Source organism: Pseudomonas sp. BBP2017 (assembly GCF_003024385.1).
Classification (GTDB): Bacteria; Pseudomonadota; Gammaproteobacteria; order Pseudomonadales; family Pseudomonadaceae; genus Aquipseudomonas.
Map to the genome: position 1 here is coordinate 1 of NZ_PVZN01000005.1, position 16,530 is coordinate 16,530.

15 protein-coding genes, 1 rRNA gene and 2 pseudogenes are annotated in these 16,530 nt (G+C 60.1%); 11 read left to right on the forward strand and 7 right to left on the reverse strand.

Annotation, left to right across the window (positions count from 1 at the left end; translation table 11 throughout):
* The 3 genes from C6382_RS08650 to C6382_RS08665 all read right to left on the reverse strand — a co-directional run.
* Nucleotides 1-95: ribosomal RNA gene (locus C6382_RS08650) — 16S ribosomal RNA — on the reverse strand; the annotation flags it as partial.
* A 577-nt stretch (nucleotides 96-672) separates the two neighbouring features.
* A complete protein-coding gene (locus C6382_RS08660) occupies nucleotides 673-2,166 on the reverse strand; it encodes a CoA-acylating methylmalonate-semialdehyde dehydrogenase (protein WP_107024099.1) in 1,494 nt (497 codons plus the stop codon).
* Between the two features lie 72 nt (nucleotides 2,167-2,238).
* Nucleotides 2,239-3,585 carry an aspartate aminotransferase family protein gene (locus C6382_RS08665; protein WP_107024100.1) on the reverse strand — a complete coding sequence of 449 codons (1,347 nt, stop codon included), beginning with the start codon at nucleotides 3,583-3,585 and terminating at the stop codon, nucleotides 2,239-2,241.
* Between the two features lie 118 nt (nucleotides 3,586-3,703).
* Here C6382_RS08665 and C6382_RS08670 point away from each other — a divergent pair, with 118 nt between their 5' ends.
* The 5 genes from C6382_RS08670 (at nucleotide 3,704) to C6382_RS08690 (ending at nucleotide 8,431) form a co-directional block, all read left to right on the forward strand.
* A complete protein-coding gene (locus C6382_RS08670; protein ID WP_107024101.1) occupies nucleotides 3,704-4,621 on the forward strand; it encodes a LysR family transcriptional regulator in 918 nt (305 codons plus the stop codon).
* Between the two features lie 64 nt (nucleotides 4,622-4,685).
* A complete protein-coding gene (locus C6382_RS08675; protein ID WP_107024102.1) occupies nucleotides 4,686-5,348 on the forward strand; it encodes a TetR/AcrR family transcriptional regulator in 663 nt (220 codons plus the stop codon).
* Between the two features lie 10 nt (nucleotides 5,349-5,358).
* A complete protein-coding gene (locus C6382_RS08680; protein WP_107024103.1) occupies nucleotides 5,359-5,943 on the forward strand; it encodes a YigZ family protein in 585 nt (194 codons plus the stop codon).
* 336 nt (nucleotides 5,944-6,279) lie between these two features.
* Nucleotides 6,280-6,960 carry an SDR family oxidoreductase gene (locus tag C6382_RS08685; RefSeq protein ID WP_107024104.1) on the forward strand — a complete coding sequence of 227 codons (681 nt, stop codon included), beginning with the start codon at nucleotides 6,280-6,282 and terminating at the stop codon, nucleotides 6,958-6,960.
* A 115-nt stretch (nucleotides 6,961-7,075) separates the two neighbouring features.
* Nucleotides 7,076-8,431, forward strand: a complete 1,356-nt coding sequence (locus tag C6382_RS08690; RefSeq protein ID WP_107024105.1) for an 8-oxoguanine deaminase — start codon at nucleotides 7,076-7,078, stop codon at nucleotides 8,429-8,431.
* A 4-nt stretch (nucleotides 8,432-8,435) separates the two neighbouring features.
* Here C6382_RS08690 and C6382_RS08695 read toward each other — a convergent pair.
* Nucleotides 8,436-8,597: pseudogene (locus tag C6382_RS08695) on the reverse strand (calcium:proton antiporter); the annotation flags it as partial.
* A 110-nt stretch (nucleotides 8,598-8,707) separates the two neighbouring features.
* On the opposite strand from C6382_RS08695, the gene C6382_RS08700 reads away from it, so the two are divergent.
* Nucleotides 8,708-9,661, forward strand: coding sequence for an adenosine deaminase (locus C6382_RS08700; RefSeq protein WP_107024106.1), 954 nt, complete (start codon nucleotides 8,708-8,710; stop codon nucleotides 9,659-9,661).
* Nucleotides 9,662-9,721: 60 nt separating this feature from the next.
* Here the strand turns inward: C6382_RS08700 and C6382_RS08705 are convergent, their stop codons facing one another.
* Nucleotides 9,722-10,438, reverse strand: coding sequence for a helix-turn-helix transcriptional regulator (locus tag C6382_RS08705; protein ID WP_107024107.1), 717 nt, complete (start codon nucleotides 10,436-10,438; stop codon nucleotides 9,722-9,724).
* 499 nt (nucleotides 10,439-10,937) lie between these two features.
* Here C6382_RS08705 and C6382_RS08710 point away from each other — a divergent pair.
* Nucleotides 10,938-11,369: pseudogene (locus C6382_RS08710) on the forward strand (zinc-binding dehydrogenase); the annotation flags it as partial.
* 126 nt (nucleotides 11,370-11,495) lie between these two features.
* Nucleotides 11,496-11,660: a hypothetical protein gene (locus C6382_RS24140; protein ID WP_178082760.1), complete on the forward strand. Its 165-nt coding sequence runs from the start codon at nucleotides 11,496-11,498 to the stop codon at nucleotides 11,658-11,660.
* Here C6382_RS24140 and C6382_RS08715 read toward each other — a convergent pair.
* On the reverse strand, nucleotides 11,644-12,825 hold the full coding sequence (locus C6382_RS08715) for a multidrug effflux MFS transporter (RefSeq protein WP_107024108.1): 1,182 nt from the start codon (nucleotides 12,823-12,825) through the stop codon (nucleotides 11,644-11,646). The two genes, C6382_RS24140 and C6382_RS08715, sit on opposite strands and share 17 nt — an antisense overlap.
* Nucleotides 12,826-12,941: 116 nt before the next feature.
* Nucleotides 12,942-13,139 carry a heavy-metal-associated domain-containing protein gene (locus tag C6382_RS08720; RefSeq protein WP_107024109.1) on the reverse strand — a complete coding sequence of 66 codons (198 nt, stop codon included), beginning with the start codon at nucleotides 13,137-13,139 and terminating at the stop codon, nucleotides 12,942-12,944.
* Nucleotides 13,140-13,286: 147 nt separating this feature from the next.
* Between C6382_RS08720 and C6382_RS08725 the strand changes: the two genes are divergently transcribed.
* Genes C6382_RS08725 through cueR form a run of 3 tightly spaced genes read left to right on the forward strand, consistent with a single transcriptional unit; the run spans nucleotide 13,287 to nucleotide 16,530 of the window.
* Nucleotides 13,287-13,673 carry a hypothetical protein gene (locus C6382_RS08725; protein WP_107024110.1) on the forward strand — a complete coding sequence of 129 codons (387 nt, stop codon included), beginning with the start codon at nucleotides 13,287-13,289 and terminating at the stop codon, nucleotides 13,671-13,673.
* Between the two features lie 53 nt (nucleotides 13,674-13,726).
* Nucleotides 13,727-16,129 carry a heavy metal translocating P-type ATPase gene (locus C6382_RS08730; RefSeq protein ID WP_107024111.1) on the forward strand — a complete coding sequence of 801 codons (2,403 nt, stop codon included), beginning with the start codon at nucleotides 13,727-13,729 and terminating at the stop codon, nucleotides 16,127-16,129.
* The gene (gene cueR / locus C6382_RS08735; protein WP_107024112.1) at nucleotides 16,126-16,530 is read left to right on the forward strand and encodes a Cu(I)-responsive transcriptional regulator; all 405 of its coding nucleotides are present in this window, start codon (nucleotides 16,126-16,128) and stop codon (nucleotides 16,528-16,530) included. Before C6382_RS08730 ends, cueR begins: the two co-directional genes overlap by 4 nt.

A 16,530-nucleotide genomic window follows, 5' to 3' on the forward strand; every position in this document is an offset into this window, starting at 1 on the left:
TGAATCGAAGAGCAAGCTCTTCTCATCCGCTCGACTTGCATGTGTTAGGCCTGCCGCCAGCGTTCAATCTGAGCCATGATCAAACTCTTCAGTTCAATACTGCTTGGGTTTTGAGAAAACCCTAAACCTGGCTCAGCAATCTCAAATGACTTATTCGAAGTCTTTCGACTTCTCGTGCAGTCACTTGTGATGCTGATAATCTTTTTGACTATCAGTCTGAGTCACAAGCACCCACACGAATTGCTTGATTCGATTGTTAAAGAGCGGTGGCTGAAGTCTTTCGCTTCAACCGAGGCGCGCATTCTACGCTTTCCTCAGAGTCTGTCAAGCGTTTATTTTGAAGTTTTTCAGAATTTCTCTTTCAACTTCAAGCGCTTAACTCGCTGCGATCTCTCGTCAGCGGGAGGCGAATTCTACAGCGTTTCAATCCGCTGTCAACCACCTTTTTCACCGCTGCCGACCTTTCGATCGAAGCCCTTCCGACACTACCTGGAACATCTAACTCGTTGAATTTCAAGGAGTTTTCCGTTCCGACTACGCCAGAAGTGGGGCGAATTATAGACAGATCTATAGGGGCGTCAAGGACTTATTTCAACAAAACTGTCATAAAGGCCAAAAGCCCCTAAAACAAACAAGAGGGGAGGCCTGCCGGCCTCCCCTCTTTACCCGGCCTTACAGGCTAGGAAAGGCAAACTGCGAAGCCTCATGGCTAGCGCGTTGCGGCCAACGCTGAGTAATCGCTTTGCGCCGGGTATAGAAGCGCACACCGTCCGGACCGTAAGCATGCAGGTCCCCGAACAGCGAACGCTTCCAGCCGCCGAAGCTGTGATAAGCCACCGGTACCGGCAGCGGCACGTTAACCCCCACCATGCCCACTTCGATTTCGTCGCAGAACAAGCGTGCCGCTTCACCGTCACGGGTAAAGATGCAGGTGCCGTTACCGTACTCGTGCTCATTGATCAGGCGCATGGCCTCTTCCAGGCTATCAACCCGAACCACGCACAGTACCGGACCGAAGATTTCCTCTTTATAGATGCGCATATCCGTGGTCACGCGATCGAACAGCGTGCCACCGACAAAGTAGCCATCTTCATTACCGGCAACGCGGTAGCCACGACCGTCCACCACCAGTTGCGCACCGGCAGCAACGCCGTCGTCAATGTAGCCAAGCACTTTGTCACGGGCAGCTGCAGTTACCAGCGGCCCCATGTCCAGGCCACAGGAAGTGCCGGCACCGATCTTCAGCGCCTTGATTTGCGGCTCCAGCTTGGCGATCAGTGCATCGGCAACCTGGTCACCCACGCAAACAGCCACGGAGATAGCCATGCAGCGCTCACCGCAAGAACCATACGCCGCGCCCATCAGTGCGCTCACGGCGTTGTCCAGGTCGGCATCAGGCATCAGCACAGCGTGGTTCTTCGCACCGCCCAGTGCCTGGACGCGCTTACCGCGTTTGGTACCTTCGCAATAGATGTACTCGGCAATCGGCGTCGAGCCGACGAAACTCAGGGCTTTGACCTCTGGTGCCTCGATCAGTGCATCGACGGCTTCCTTGTCACCGTGCACAACGTTCAGTACGCCCTTGGGCAGGCCGGCTTCGTGCAGCAGTTGGGCGATCAGCAGGGTCGAGCTAGGGTCGCGCTCCGAAGGCTTGAGGATGAAGCAGTTACCGCAAGCAATCGCCAGCGGGTACATCCACAGCGGCACCATGGCCGGGAAGTTGAACGGGGTAATCCCGGCAACCACGCCCAGCGGCTGGAAATCGGACCAGGCATCGATATTCGGGCCGACGTTGCGGCTGTACTCGCCCTTGAGCACTTCTGGCGCAGCGCAAGCAAACTCGACGTTCTCGATACCACGCTTGAGCTCACCCGCAGCGTCTTCCAGGGTCTTGCCGTGCTCTTCGCTGATCAGTTGGGAGATACGCGCTTCGTTCTGCTCCAGCAGTTGCTTGAAGCGGAACATCACCTGAGCGCGCTTGGCCGGTGGCGTGTTACGCCAGGCCGGGAACGCGGCCTTGGCCGAATCGATGGCTTGCTGCACAGTTTGCTTGCTGGCCAGGGCGACCTTGTGGATAGCCTGGCCGGTAGACGGGTTGAAAACATCGGCGCTGCGCGCGTCGGCAGCAACCAGCTCGCCATTGATCAGATGTTGAACAGTGCTCATGCAAAACTCCAGAAAAAGGGTATGCCTGGGCGCGAGATCGCTCACGCCCGCTTCTTATATATAGAGGGACGATCAATCGACCTGATTGATGGCTTCGCCGACCGCGTCGAACAAACGATCCAGTTCCTGCGCCTGGCTGTTGAAGGTCGGGCCAAACTGCAGAGTGTCGCCGCCGAAGCGCACGTAGAAGCCGGCTTGCCACAGTTTCATGGCAATTTCGTACGGGCGCACGATGGCATCACCGTCACGGGCAGCAATCTGGATGGCACCGGCCAAGCCGTAGTTACGGATGTCGATGATGTTCTTCGCACCCTTTACGCCGTGCAGCACTTTCTCGAAATGCGGCGCCAGTTCAGCGGCAGCCTGCACCAGGTTTTCCTTCTCCAGCAGATCCAGCGCGGCGATACCGGCAGCGCAAGCAACCGGGTGCGCCGAGTAGGTGTAGCCGTGCGGGAATTCCACGGCGTATTCCGGGGTCGGCTGGTTCATGAAGGTTTGATAGATCTCGCTGCTGGCAATCACCGCGCCCATCGGGATGGCGCCGTTGGTGACTTGCTTGGCGATGCACATCAGGTCCGGGGTAACGCCAAAGGCTTCAGCGCCGGTCATCGCACCCATACGGCCAAAGCCGGTGATGACTTCGTCGAAGATCAGCAGGATGTTGTGCTGGTCGCAGATTTCCCGCAGGCGTTTCAGATAGCCCTTAGGTGGAGGCAGGACACCGGCGGAACCGGCCAGTGGCTCGACAATCAGCGCGGCAATGTTCGAAGCATCATGCAGCTCGATCAGCTTGAGCATTTCATCGGCCAGGGCGATACCACCCTCTTCCGGCATGCCCTTGGTAAAGGCGTTGCTGGCCAGCAGGGTATGTGGAATGTGGTCGACATCGAGCAATTGGCCGAACAGTTTACGGTTGCCGTTGACGCCGCCCAGGCTGGTACCGGCGATGTTCACCCCATGGTAACCACGGGCACGGCCAATCAGTTTGGTCTTGGTGGCCTGGCCTTTCAGGCGCCAGTAGGCACGCACCATCTTCACCGCAGTGTCGGCGCACTCGGAGCCGGAGTTGGTATAGAAGACGTGATTAAGGTTGCCCGGGGTCAGCTCGGTGATCTTCTCGGCCAGCTGAAACGACAGCGGGTGACCGAACTGGAAGGCTGGCGAGTAATCGAGCACGCCCAACTGGCGCGACACGGCTTCCTGGATCTGCTTGCGGGTGTGACCGGCGCCGCAGGTCCACAGGCCCGACAGCGAGTCATAGATCTTGCGCCCTTTGTCGTCGGTCAGGTAGCTGCCTTCGGCGGCAACGATCAGCCGTGGATCGCGCTGAAAATTGCGGTTGGCGGTGTAGGGCATCCAGTGGGCGTCCAGCTTGAGCTGGCTGGCCAGACCGACAGGAGCGTTTTCAGGCAGATTCATCGGGCAAGTCCTCGCATGGCAATTGGGCAGCGACAAGTGTTGTTGCGACTAAGTTGTCACGAGGATAAAGTCTAGAAAACCCAACTTTTCTAATCTTCAGATAGACGACTACTAAACTATGAGCCGCCGCCCCGATCCCCTCGCGCAAGTCAGCGACTTTGATATCCGTCTACTGAAGATCTACCGCAGCGTAGTCGAGTGTGGCGGCTTTTCGGCGGCAGAGAACGTCCTCGGCATTGGCCGCTCGGCCATCAGTCAGCAGATGAGCGATCTGGAGCAACGCCTGGGATTACGCCTGTGCCAGCGCGGACGCGCCGGCTTTTCACTGACCGAGGAAGGCCGCGAGGTGTATCAGTCGGCACTGCAACTGCTCAGTGCCCTGGAGAGTTTCCGCACCGAGGTCAACGGCCTGCACCAGCACCTGCGCGGAGAGTTGAACATCGGCCTGACCGACAACCTGGTGACCTTGCCGCACATGCGCATCACCCACGCCCTGGCCCAGCTTAAAGACCGCGGCCCGGATGTGCGCATCCAGATCCGCATGATCGCGCCCAGTCAGGTTGAGCAAGGGGTACTCGACGGCAGCCTGCATGTCGGTGTGGTTCCGCAAACCAGTCCGCTGTCGGGGCTGGAGTATCAGCCGCTGTACAGCGAACGCTCGCTGCTTTATTGCGCGGTGGGTCATCCGCTGTTTTATGCCGACGACCGTCAGCTGGACGACGAACGCCTCAATAGCCAGGACGCTATCGCCCCGACATTCCGCTTGCCGGCCGATGTCCAGGCGCACTATCAGTCACTCAATTGCACCGCCAGCGCCTCGGACCGCGAAGGCATGGCCTTTCTGATCCTCACCGGGCGCTATATCGGCTACCTGCCGGATCACTACGCCAGTTTCTGGGTACAACAAGGGCGGCTGCGCGCGCTCAAGCCGGACCAGCGCTTCTATGACCTGAGCCTGTGCTGGGTGACGCGCAAGGGCCGACGCCCGCATCTGGTCCTGGAAAGCTTTCTGGAAAGCCTGGCGGCTACTCGCTGAGGGCTGATGCTGTGGTAGGTTAGCCGATCAGAAGTGATACCCATTGCCTTGTCTGGAACCGTCCATGCCCTTCGAAGTCCCTGCGCATCGTGTCACCGCCCCGGGCAAGCCCGCCGGCCGCATTCGTCAGAAGAACGAGCAAGCCATCATCCAGGCTGCCGAAGACGAGTTCGCCCGTCATGGCTTCAAGGGCACCAGCATGAATACCATCGCCCTCAAGGCCGGATTGCCCAAGGCGAACCTGCACTACTACTTCACCAACAAGCTGAGCCTGTATGTGGCGGTGCTGAGCAACATCATCGAGTTATGGGACAGCACCTTCAATGCTCTGAGTGTCGAGGACGACCCGGCAACAGCATTGAGCACCTACATCCGTACCAAGATGGAGTTCTCCCGGCGCAACCCTCAGGCTTCACGGATCTTTGCCATGGAGATCATCAGTGGTGGCCAGTGCCTGAGCGACTATTTCAGCCAGGACTACCGCGAGTGGTTCAAGGGCCGGGCCGCCGTGCTCCAGGCCTGGATTGACGCTGGCAAGATGGACCCGGTCGACCCTGTGCACCTGATCTTCCTGCTCTGGGGCAGCACCCAGCATTATGCGGATTTTGCCACCCAGATCTGCCAGGTCACCGGCCGTAGCCGCCTGACCAAGCAAGACATGGAAGATGCCAGCAGCAATCTTATCCACATCATTCTCAAAGGCTGTGGCCTGAAACTTCCCGACTGAATCTGCGTTTATGCCTTCTACCTTGCTCGACACCTGCGAATTTCGCGAAGAGATTCGCAAGAGCCGCTTCATTACCCTGGCCGCGCCGATCAACAGCGCTGCCGAGGCCATGGACTTCATTGAACAGCACAGCGACCTGGCCGCCACCCACAACTGCTGGGCCTGGAAACTGGGTGCGCAATACCGCAGCAGCGACGACGGCGAACCCGGCGGCACTGCCGGACGCCCGATCCTGGCGGCGATCGAAGCCCAGGACTGCGATCAGGTCGTGGTCCTGGTGATCCGCTGGTACGGCGGTATTCAGCTGGGTACCGGCGGTCTGGCCCGCGCTTATGGCGGCGGCGCCAATAAATGCCTGCAGCAGGCAGAAAAACGTCTGCTGGTCAGCCGCAGCGAAATCAGCTGCAGTTGCAGCTTCAGTGAGCTGGCCCTGCTTAAACTACGAGTCGCCGAAGCGGACGGCCTAGTACTGGAAGAACACTTTACAGCCAATGGCGTCGACTTGTTGCTGGCTTTGGCTGAAGAGCAGATTGAGCCGCTGCAACGCCAATTGGCCGACTTGAGCCGCGGTCGGATCCTGCTGGAGCGACGCTGAATATTTGCCCACATTCACTGTGGGCCCGGCTGTGGATAAGCTCTGGGCATTCGCCTGCGCGCCTTGAATCACGTGGCCTTCAGGCAAACGATCATATTTTGATCAAGATTTGATGACAGCCACTCAAGCGTCGATAAATCAGTTAGTTATCCCCATTTATTACCCTGCGGAGGAAGCCTTCAGGCGCTTATACCCAGCTCTTGGGCTTGCTCACAGATACTGTGGAGCAAGCTGTGGATAAGCCGTGTACCCCTGCGTCAACAGCCTGTTCGGCCACGGTTTGGCTAGACTGGTTATTCTTTGATCAACGACGTACCCATTGAAAGGAGTTCCTTCATGCCCTCGAACAAAACCGCCCTGATCATCGGCGCCTCGCGCGGCCTCGGGCTGGGTCTGGTGCAGCGTCTGGTGGAAGACAGCTGGGATGTCACAGCCACAGTGCGTGACCCGGCCAAGGCCGAGACCCTCGCCACCCTGCCTCGGGTCCGGATCGAAACCCTGGAAATGAACAATATCCACCAACTCGATGCACTGCAGGAACGCCTCGGCGCGCAGACCTTCGACCTGCTGTTCGTCAACGCCGGGATCATGGGCCCGCTCGAGCAGAACGCCGAGCATGCGCAACTGACCGACATAGGCGATCTGTTCATGACCAATGCGGTATCGCCGATTCGCGTCGCCCAGCGCTTTGCCCCGCAATTGCGCAACAATGGCGTGCTGGCGTTCATGAGTTCGATCCTGGGCAGCGTCGCCATTCCCGACGGCAGCGAGATGTGCCTGTACAAAGCCAGCAAGGCAGCGCTGAACTCGATGATCAACAGTTTCGTCACCCTGCAACAGCCACAGCAGACAGTGCTGGCCATGCACCCGGGTTGGGTCAAGACCGACATGGGTGGTGAGAGTGCCGAAATAGACGTGCTCACCAGCACCCAAGGCATGCTTGAACAGATCAAGGCCAGCGCCGGCAAAGGCGGCCTGTACTTCATCAACTACAAGGGCGACAGCCTGATCTGGTGAAACCGTTCCAGGTGGGTGTAGACTCGACACCTCGCCCACCGTGGCGGACCTGGATCAGCAGACAGGGCAACACTGAGCTGGCTAACCTGAACCCACTTTCAGAGGAGCCGGCACCATGCCTGCGACCCGTATCTGGTTGAAAAACCCGCTTGCCATCTTCACCGCCAACAGCCTCGATGCCCGTGGCGGCCTGGTCCTTGAAGACGGCCGAATCACTGAAGTTCTGGCCCTCGGCGAAATGCCGTCACTCCCCTGTGGACAAGTCTTCGATGCCCGCGAGCACGTGGTTCTGCCAGGACTTATCAACACCCACCACCACTTCTACCAGACCCTGACCCGCGCCTGGGCGCCGGTGGTCAACCAACCGCTGTTTCCCTGGCTCAAGACCCTCTACCCGGTCTGGGCTCGGCTGACCCCAGCCAAGCTGGAGCTTGCCACCCGCGTGGCCCTGGCTGAATTGCTGCTGTCCGGCTGCACCACTGCGGCCGATCATCATTATCTGTTCCCGGATGGCCTGGAAAACGCCATCGACGTACAGGTCGAGGCCGTCCGCAAGCTGGGTATGCGCGCCATGCTCACCCGCGGCTCGATGAGCCTGGGCGAAGCCGACGGTGGTCTGCCGCCGCAGCAGACGGTGCAACAGGGTGAAGTGATCCTGGCCGACAGCCAGCGACTTATCCACAGCTACCACGAACGTGGCGAAGGTGCGCAAATCCAGATTGCCCTGGCCCCCTGCTCACCGTTCTCGGTCACTCCAGAAATCATGCGCGCCAGTGCCAGCCTTGCGGAAGAACTGGATGTGCGTTTGCACACCCACCTGGCCGAAACCCTCGATGAAGAAGATTTCTGCCTGCAACGCTTCGGTCTGCGTACTGTGGATTACCTGGACAGTGTCGGCTGGCTCGGCCCACGTACCTGGCTGGCCCACGGTATTCACTTCAACCCGGATGAAATTGCCCGCCTGGGCGCTGCCGGTACTGGCATCTGCCATTGCCCGAGCTCGAACATGCGCCTGGCTTCGGGCATCTGCCCGACCGTTGACCTGACCAATGCTGGCGCCCCGGTCGGCCTGGGTGTCGACGGTTCGGCCTCCAATGATGCCTCCAACATGATCCTCGAAGCGCGCCAGGCCCTGTACCTGCAGCGCCTGCGCTACGGTGCCGAGGCGATCACTCCGGAGCTCGCCCTAGGCTGGGCTACCCATGGGTCGGCGCAACTGCTTGGGCGTACCGACATCGGTGAGCTGGCGGTGGGTAAACAGGCTGACCTGGCCCTGTTCAAACTCGACGAATTACGCTTCTCCGGCAGCCACGATCCACTTTCGGCGCTATTGCTGTGCGGTGCCGACCGTGCCGACCGGGTCATGATCGCTGGTCAGTGGCGGGTGATCGACGGCCAGATCGAAGGCCTGGACGTCCAGGGCCTGATCGCCGATCACCGCCAGGCAGCCGCGCAGCTGATTGCCGGCTAAGGCTTCAGAGGCCAAGAAACGCCAGCATGATGAAGGTGGCGAACAGCACGGAGTGGGTCATACCCTCGACTGCGTTGGTTTCGCCATCATTGAGATTGATCGCGCTGACGATCAGGATGATGGCAATCATCACTGTCTGTACCAGCGTCATGGCCATCAGCACCGGCGGTGCACCACTGCCCTCCAGGTCATAACCCAGGGGATGTGAGCTCTCTCGGCCAGCAGCGAACAACCCTGTAGAATGTTGACAACCGCACCTGATGAGAAACCGACTCTATGTACGACTGGCTTAACGCGCTGCCCAAGGCAGAATTGCACCTGCACCTGGAAGGATCGCTGGAGCCCGAGCTGCTGTTCGCCCTGGCCGAACGCAACAAAATCGCCCTGCCCTGGAACGACGTCGAAGCCTTGCGCTCGGCCTACGCGTTCAACAACCTGCAGGAATTTCTCGACCTCTACTACCAGGGCGCCGACGTGCTGCGCACCGAGCAGGACTTCTACGACCTGACCTGGGCGTACCTGTTGCGCTGCAAGGCGCAGAACGTGATCCACACCGAGCCGTTCTTCGACCCGCAAACCCACACTGATCGTGGCATTCCCTTCGAAGTGGTGCTCAATGGCATCAGCGGTGCACTCAAGGATGGTCAGCAGCAATTGGGTATCAGCAGCGGCCTGATCCTGAGTTTCTTACGCCACCTGAGCGAAGAAGAAGCGCAAAAAGCCCTCGACCAGGCCATGCCGTTTCGCGATGCCTTTATCGCCGTCGGCCTGGACAGCTCGGAAATGGGCCACCCGCCGAGCAAGTTCCAGCGCGTCTTCGACCGTGCCCGCAGCGAAGGTTTTCTGACGGTTGCCCATGCCGGTGAAGAAGGTCCTCCCGAGTACATCTGGGAAGCCATTGACCTGCTCAAGATCCAACGCATTGACCATGGCGTGCGTGCTATTGAAGACGAGCGCCTGATGCAGCGAATCATCGATGAACAAATCCCGCTGACCGTGTGCCCGCTGTCCAACATCAAGCTGTGCGTGTTCGAGCATATGAGCCAGCACAACATCCTCGACATGCTCGAGCGTGGCGTGAAGGTCACGGTGAACTCGGATGATCCGGCGTATTTTGGTGGTTATGTCACCGAGAACTTCCATGCACTGCATACCCATTTGGGTATGACACAGGATCAGGCCCGGCGTCTGGCGCAGAACAGCCTGGATGCGCGGTTAGTGAAGCCGTAAAGATTATTGGCTGCATCGCGGGGCAAGCCCGCTCCTACCAGGAGCGGGTTTTGCTCGGCACTAGCCGACAGATTTCAGGGTTAGCGGTTGGGCAATTCGGTTGATCTGATGCAGCCCTGCCGCACTGATCTGCAAGCGGCGTGAAGTCTCGCTCTCGCGGATCCAGCCTGATTGCAGGAACAGCTTCAGCAAGCTACTGCCCAATGCGCCCCCCAGGTGCGGGCGATGGTCGCTCCACTCGCTGCAGCAGCGACAGCTGCTGAGCCTTCCATGCTGATAGTGGGCCAGCGCCTCGATGAAGATGCCATGGCGGGCAAACTGCGTGCGTCCTTCCGGGGTTACCTCGATCTGCTGTTCCAGCCCCTCCAGCCACCCGGCGTCGAACAGGCGCTGGTAGAGGTCCGCCGCCAGCTCACCGCCCAGATGATCACCACATAGCCGGGCCCGGCGCATGGACAAGGGAATGCCGACATCCTCTCGGACGGCGAGCATTTCCCGGGTAGTGACCTGAACACTGGCCAGTGCCTCCACAGCAGCGCCGACTTCTGGCCCGGCAAGCCTGAAGTAACGTTTTCTGCCGCGCGGTTCAAGCTTGAGCAAGCCGCTGGCCGAAAGCCTTGCCAGGTGTGCACAGGCTGAAGAAAGCGTCAGGCCGGTGATGTCCGCCAGTTCATCAGAGGGCCGCGCCATTCCGTCGATCAGCGCCCAGAGCATCGCGCTGCGTTTGGGATCAGCAAGCAGGCTGGCAATCTGGCTGATACTTGTAACAGGTTTCATATCTCAACTCCCTGCGAGATCACATCTGAAATCGTTTAAATAACCATGTCGGCAGCGTTTACTGCGAAGTTCCCGACGTCAGAACGGCTGGAAGTTGTAGTGTTGACTCACCAGCAGTCAGCCAGTGCTGTAAACCAGGCAAAAATAGAGTGAGAGCGATAACTTGTCGGCCGCTGACATGGAAGTTTCTCTCGCTGGAAACGACCGCCGGATCGATTATAAGCCGCCTCGGCGCAACAAATTCAGCGCCTGTATTCAGGCAATCGGGTAAAGCTGCCCTGCTCTGGCAAACCATGAGCATGACTTACTCGGAGAACGTACAGGTTAACTTTCGACACGTTTGTTGTAGAACCGCACGCCATACCTGTTCGTTTCAACTTATAAATAACTGGCGATAAAAAAGTCAGAAACTAAGCCTACAGCCAATGTTCTCAGGAACTACAAATAAATAGGCAAATTCTGTAGTACCCAAAACGGGCTACAGGCTCACACGCTGCAGTTGCTCGAGCGCCTGCAGATTGCTGAAGGGCAAGACAATTTGGGCCAACGTCTGTTGATCGTCGGCGCCGCCGGTGGCGTCGGCTCGATCCTGACCCAATTGGCCGGTCAGTTGACCGGGCTCGCCGTGATCGTCACCACGTCGCATCCACAGCCCCAGGAATGGGCCCGTCAACTGGACGTCGGCCTGCTCAAGCGCAAGAGCCTGTCGCTGCACTGGGAGTTCATGTACACCCATTCGCTGTTCGAAACCGCCGACATGATCGAGCAGCACAACCTGCTCAACCGGGTTACCGAACTGATCGATGCTGGCACCCTCAAGACCACCCTGGGCGAGCACTACGGCACCTTCAACACGGCCAATCTGCGTCGTGCCCACGCCCTGCTGGAAAGCAGTGCGGCCAAGGGCAAGATCGTTCTGGAAGGTTTCTGAGGCAAGGCGCCCACTCCGCTATCGGAGTGGGCATGACCGTCAGTCCGACAACTGATCCAGGTCATTTCCTTGCAAGCAAGCAGCGCTACAATTCTTCAGCCAATGCTAAACCGCAGGTATGCCACGATGATTATTCAAGTCAGTGCATCAGCCCAGAAGCCCGGCTGCCCCTGGCAGGTTCGACTGGACCAGCAGGTAGTGAGTTTTCGCAGCGAGGCCGAAGCCCGTGCCTTCGTCAACACTTTACAGGCCCGCTTACAGGCGCCGCACCCACTCAAACGGGTCGGCTGAGCTGTAAACGACGCGTGACCATCGACATCGCTACCGCCCCCAGCCCACAGAGGCTGATGACCAGCGCCATGGGCACTGCGCTGCCATCGTGCAACACGCCCACCAATGCCGCTGCACCCGCCGCGACACTGAACTGAAGACAGCCGAGGAGTGCCGAAGCGCTCCCGGCCCGTGCGCCTTGCCCGTTCATGGCGCACGCTGAGGCATTGGGGATGATGCAACCCAGGCTGGCAATACAGATGAACAGCGGAATCAGCAATGGCCAGAGCTTGGCCGGTTGCAAGGCGCTGATTGCCAGCAAGGTCAACCCTGACGCCAGGTACACCCATACTGCCCGTCTCAGCAAAAAGGCCGGACCGCGCTTGGCCAGCAGCCGTGCATTGATCTGCGCAACCAGAATGAAACCTGCCGCGTTGCTGCCGAACAGCCAGCCATAGTGCTCAGCGGGCACCCCGTACAGCTTGATGAAGACGAAGGGTGAACCGGCGATATAGGAAAACATCCCGGCAATGGCGATGCCACCGGTCAAGGCATGACCAATGAAGCACCGATCCTTGAGCAGACGCCCGTACTGGCGCAAGGCACCGGAAAGCGGCTGTCGTGGTTGGCTGGCCGGCAGACTTTCCGGCAAACCCAGGGCAACAGCCAGGGTACACAAGGCACTGAACAGGGTCAGGGCGACAAAGATCGATTGCCAGCCATAGACATTGACCAGCACGCCACCGAGCATCGGTGCCAGGATCGGCGCCAGGCCCATCACCAGGACCAACTGGGAAAACACCTTGGCCGAGGCTATCGCATCGCATTTGTCACTGACGATGGCCCGTGACAGCACCATCCCGGCACATCCACCCAGTGCCTGAACGAACCGCGCCGCGATCAATGCATCGAGATTGGGCGCAAAGGCACAAGCGAGTGACGCCAGGGTAAACAGGCAAATGCCGACCAGCAGTGGAATCCTGCGACCGAAGCGGTCAGCCACCGGCCCGTACGCCAGCTGACCGATGGACAAGCCAAGGAAGTAGGCGGCCAGGGTGGTCTGGATATGTTTTTCGTCAGTACCGAAAGCCAGCGCCATCGCTGGAAAGCCTGGCAGGTAAAAATCGATCGCCAAGGGCCCGAACGCACTCAAGGCGCCGAGAATCAGGATGGTTCGCAGGTTCATCGGAAATCCATAGCAGGCTAAGCAAGTCTGCTAGTTTAACCGTCCTGCCGGGGTTTCGCTGCGAAGAGTTGGGCCCGCGCGGTGAATCTTTTATTCACCGCGCGGGCCCGCTGGGTTCAGAGTGCTTCGGCCTGATAGCCTTCTTCGCGGATCAGTTGAAGAATCTCTGGAGCCTGCAGCGAACTTTGCACCTTCACTTGCTTCTGGCCCAGATCGACTTCAACCACGGCGTCTGCATCCTGAGCTTGCACCGCGCGGGTCACGGCCTTGACGCAATGGCCGCAGGTCATTCCTTGAACGTTGAACACTTGCATGGGGACTGCCTCCTGTGGGTTTAGACTGAGTTTCAAGCTTGCCACCGGGGCAAGGTCAAGATCCGCTTCACGCTGCCGGGCTGGCAATCGTCGTCCGGGTCGGCCAAGCTGCGAGCCTGACGATTGACGATGCAGGAGTTTCATTTCATGCGCAGGGCAGCTTTAGGCCTTTTCGGCCTGCTGGGTATTTTCGCTGTGCTTCCCCAGGCCAGCGCCGCGGGGCCAAGTGACTACAGCATTCTGATCATCTCCCGCGAGCGCCTGGAAGTGGCGACCTCATGCGAGATTGGCGTGTACATCAACGATCAACTGGCTGGGCGGGTGTTCCAGGAGCAGTCGACCTCATTCAACCTGCCACCGGGCGAACTCGAAGTGCGGCTGCGCTATCTGCCTGGTCAGGCGCCAGGTTGCCAGCCCGGTATCGAGAACCAGCGCAGCAAGCGCTTGAAGCTGTCGGCCGGCCAGATCAACAAATACCGGATTGCAACCGATCAGAATGGGCTCACATTGATCAGATCCGGCCTGGGCTATTGACCTTACCCGCATGGCAAGGTTGATGCTGATGGCCTGTCCAAGGAGGAGTGCCCATGTCTGCATCTACCACTTTCGATCTGCCGATTCTCGGTATGACCTGCGCCAGCTGTGCTGGCCGGGTCGAGCGCGCCCTGCGCAAAGTCAGCGGCGCCGAACAGGTCAGCGTCAACCTCGCCACCGAACAGGCGCGCATTCAAGCGCCGGCCGGTAGCCTGCCTGCTCTGGTCGAGGCGGTCGAGCAAGCCGGTTACCATGTGCCCAACCAGACTCTGGAGCTGCAAATCGGCGGCATGACCTGTGCCTCCTGTGCAGGCAGGGTCGAACGTGCCCTGGCCAAAGTGCCCGGCGTACAACAGGTCAGTGTCAACCTGGCCAACGAACGTGCGCACATCCAGATGCTCGGCCAGCTCGACAGCAGCCGCTTGATCGACGCCGTCATCCATGCCGGCTACTCGGCCAGCCTGCCGCAAAGCACCCAGGTCAATCAGGCCGATGCCGAACGTCGCCTGCGCAACGAGCGCTGGTCGGTGGCCCTGGCGGTGCTGCTGGCCTTGCCGCTGGTGTTGCCGATGCTGTTGCAGCCGTTCGGCGTGCACTGGATGTTGCCGGCCTGGGCGCAGTTCGTCCTGGCCACACCGGTGCAGTTCATTCTCGGCGCACGTTTCTACGTCGCCGCCTGGAAAGCCGTGCGCGCCGGTGCCGGCAACATGGACCTGCTAGTCGCCATCGGCACCAGCGCCGGCTACGGCCTGAGCATTTATGAATGGGCCCAGGCCAGCCCCGGGGTGATGCCGCACCTGTACTTCGAAGCCTCTGCCGTGGTGATTGCCCTGGTGCTGCTTGGCAAGTACCTGGAAAGCCGCGCCAAGCGCCAGACCGCCAGCGCTATCCGCGCCCTGGAAGCGCTGCGTCCGGAGCGCGCCTTATTGCTGGTCGATGGCCAGGAACGCGATGTGGCGATCAGCGAGCTGCGTCTGCACGACCTGGTTGTGGTCAAACCAGGCGAACGCTTTCCGGTGGATGGTGAAGTGATCGAAGGGCAAAGCCAGGCTGACGAGGCATTGATCAGCGGCGAAAGTCTGCCGGTGCCGAAACAGTCAGGTGACAAGGTCACCGGTGGCGCGATCAATGGCGAGGGCCGCTTGATCGTGCGCACCCTGGCCCTGGGTACCGAAACGGTACTGGCACGCATCATCCGCCTGGTCGAAGACGCACAAGCGGCCAAGGCACCGATCCAGAAACTGGTTGACCGGGTCAGCCAGGTGTTCGTACCGGCCGTATTGGTGCTGGCGCTGATTACCCTGGTCGGCTGGTGGCTGGTCGGCGCACCGATTGAAACCGCCTTGATCAATGCCGTCGCCGTGCTGGTCATCGCCTGTCCCTGCGCACTTGGCCTGGCCACGCCGACAGCGATCATGGCCGGTACCGGGGTCGCCGCTCGCCACGGCATTCTGATCAAGGACGCCGAAGCCCTGGAGCGTGCCCATGCGGTCAACCGGGTAGTGTTCGACAAGACCGGCACCTTGACCTCCGGTAGCCCGCGCATTGTCCACAGCAAAGCAGCAGTCGGCGAAGCGGCGCAGCTCCTGCAACTGGCCGGTGCCCTGCAGCGCGGCAGCGAGCACCCGCTGGCCAAGGCCGTACTCGATGCCTGTGTAGAACAAGGGCTGGTCGTCGCCGACATCAGCAACAGCCAGTCACTGACCGGACGCGGGATCGCCGGCAGTCTGGACGGTCGTGAACTGGCGTTGGGCAACCGTCGTATGCTCGACGAGAGCGGCCTGCAACCGGGCGACCTGCTAGCCGCTGCCAAAGACTGGGAAGCCGAAGGCCGGACCCTTTCGTGGCTGATCGAACGCAGCCCACAACCGCGCGTTCTGGGCCTGTTCGCCTTCGGCGACAGCCTCAAGTCCGGCGCTGGACAGGCCGTGCGGCAGCTGTCCGGGCAGGGCATCAGCAGCCACCTGTTGACCGGTGACAACCGTGGCAGCGCCATCGTCGTCGCCCAGGCCCTGGGCATCGCCGACGTGCATGCCGAAGTGCTGCCAGGCGACAAGGCCGCCCACGTCACACAGCTCAGGCTGTCAGGCGTGGTGGCGATGGTCGGTGACGGCATCAACGATGCGCCGGCCCTGGCCGCAGCCGATATCGGGATCGCTATGGGCGGTGGCACTGACGTGGCCATGCAGGCCGCTGGCATCACCCTGATGCGCGGTGATCCGCGCCTGGTGCCAGCTGCCCTGGAAATCAGCCGCAAGACCTATGCGAAGATTCGCCAGAACCTGTTCTGGGCCTTCATCTACAACCTGATCGGGATTCCGCTGGCCGCGTTCGGCATGCTTAACCCGGTACTGGCGGGTGCGGCGATGGCGCTGTCGAGTGTCAGTGTGGTCAGCAACGCACTCTGGCTGAAAACCTGGAAGCCCGAAGCCCCACCACAGGACAACGCCCAATGAACATCGGCCAAGCCGCTCGGCGCTCCGGGTTGAGCGCCAAGATGATTCGCTACTACGAGTCCATTGGTCTGCTCAAGCCGGCCCTGCGTAGCGACAGCGGTTATCGCTTGTACCAGCAGGAAGACTTGCACCGCCTGGCCTTCATCAAGCGCTCGCGGGACCTGGGTTTCTCACTGGAGGAAATCGCTCGTCTGCTGACCCTCTGGCAGGACCGCCAGCGCGCCAGCGCCGACGTCAAGGCCCTGGCCAGCCAGCACATCGATGACCTCAACCGGCGCATCGAAGAACTGGTGAGCCTGCGCGATACCCTGAGCGAGCTGGTCGCCCATTGCCAGGGCGACGATCGTCCCGACTGCCCGATCCTCAAGGACCTGGCAGCCGGGGGCAACTGCTGTCACTGA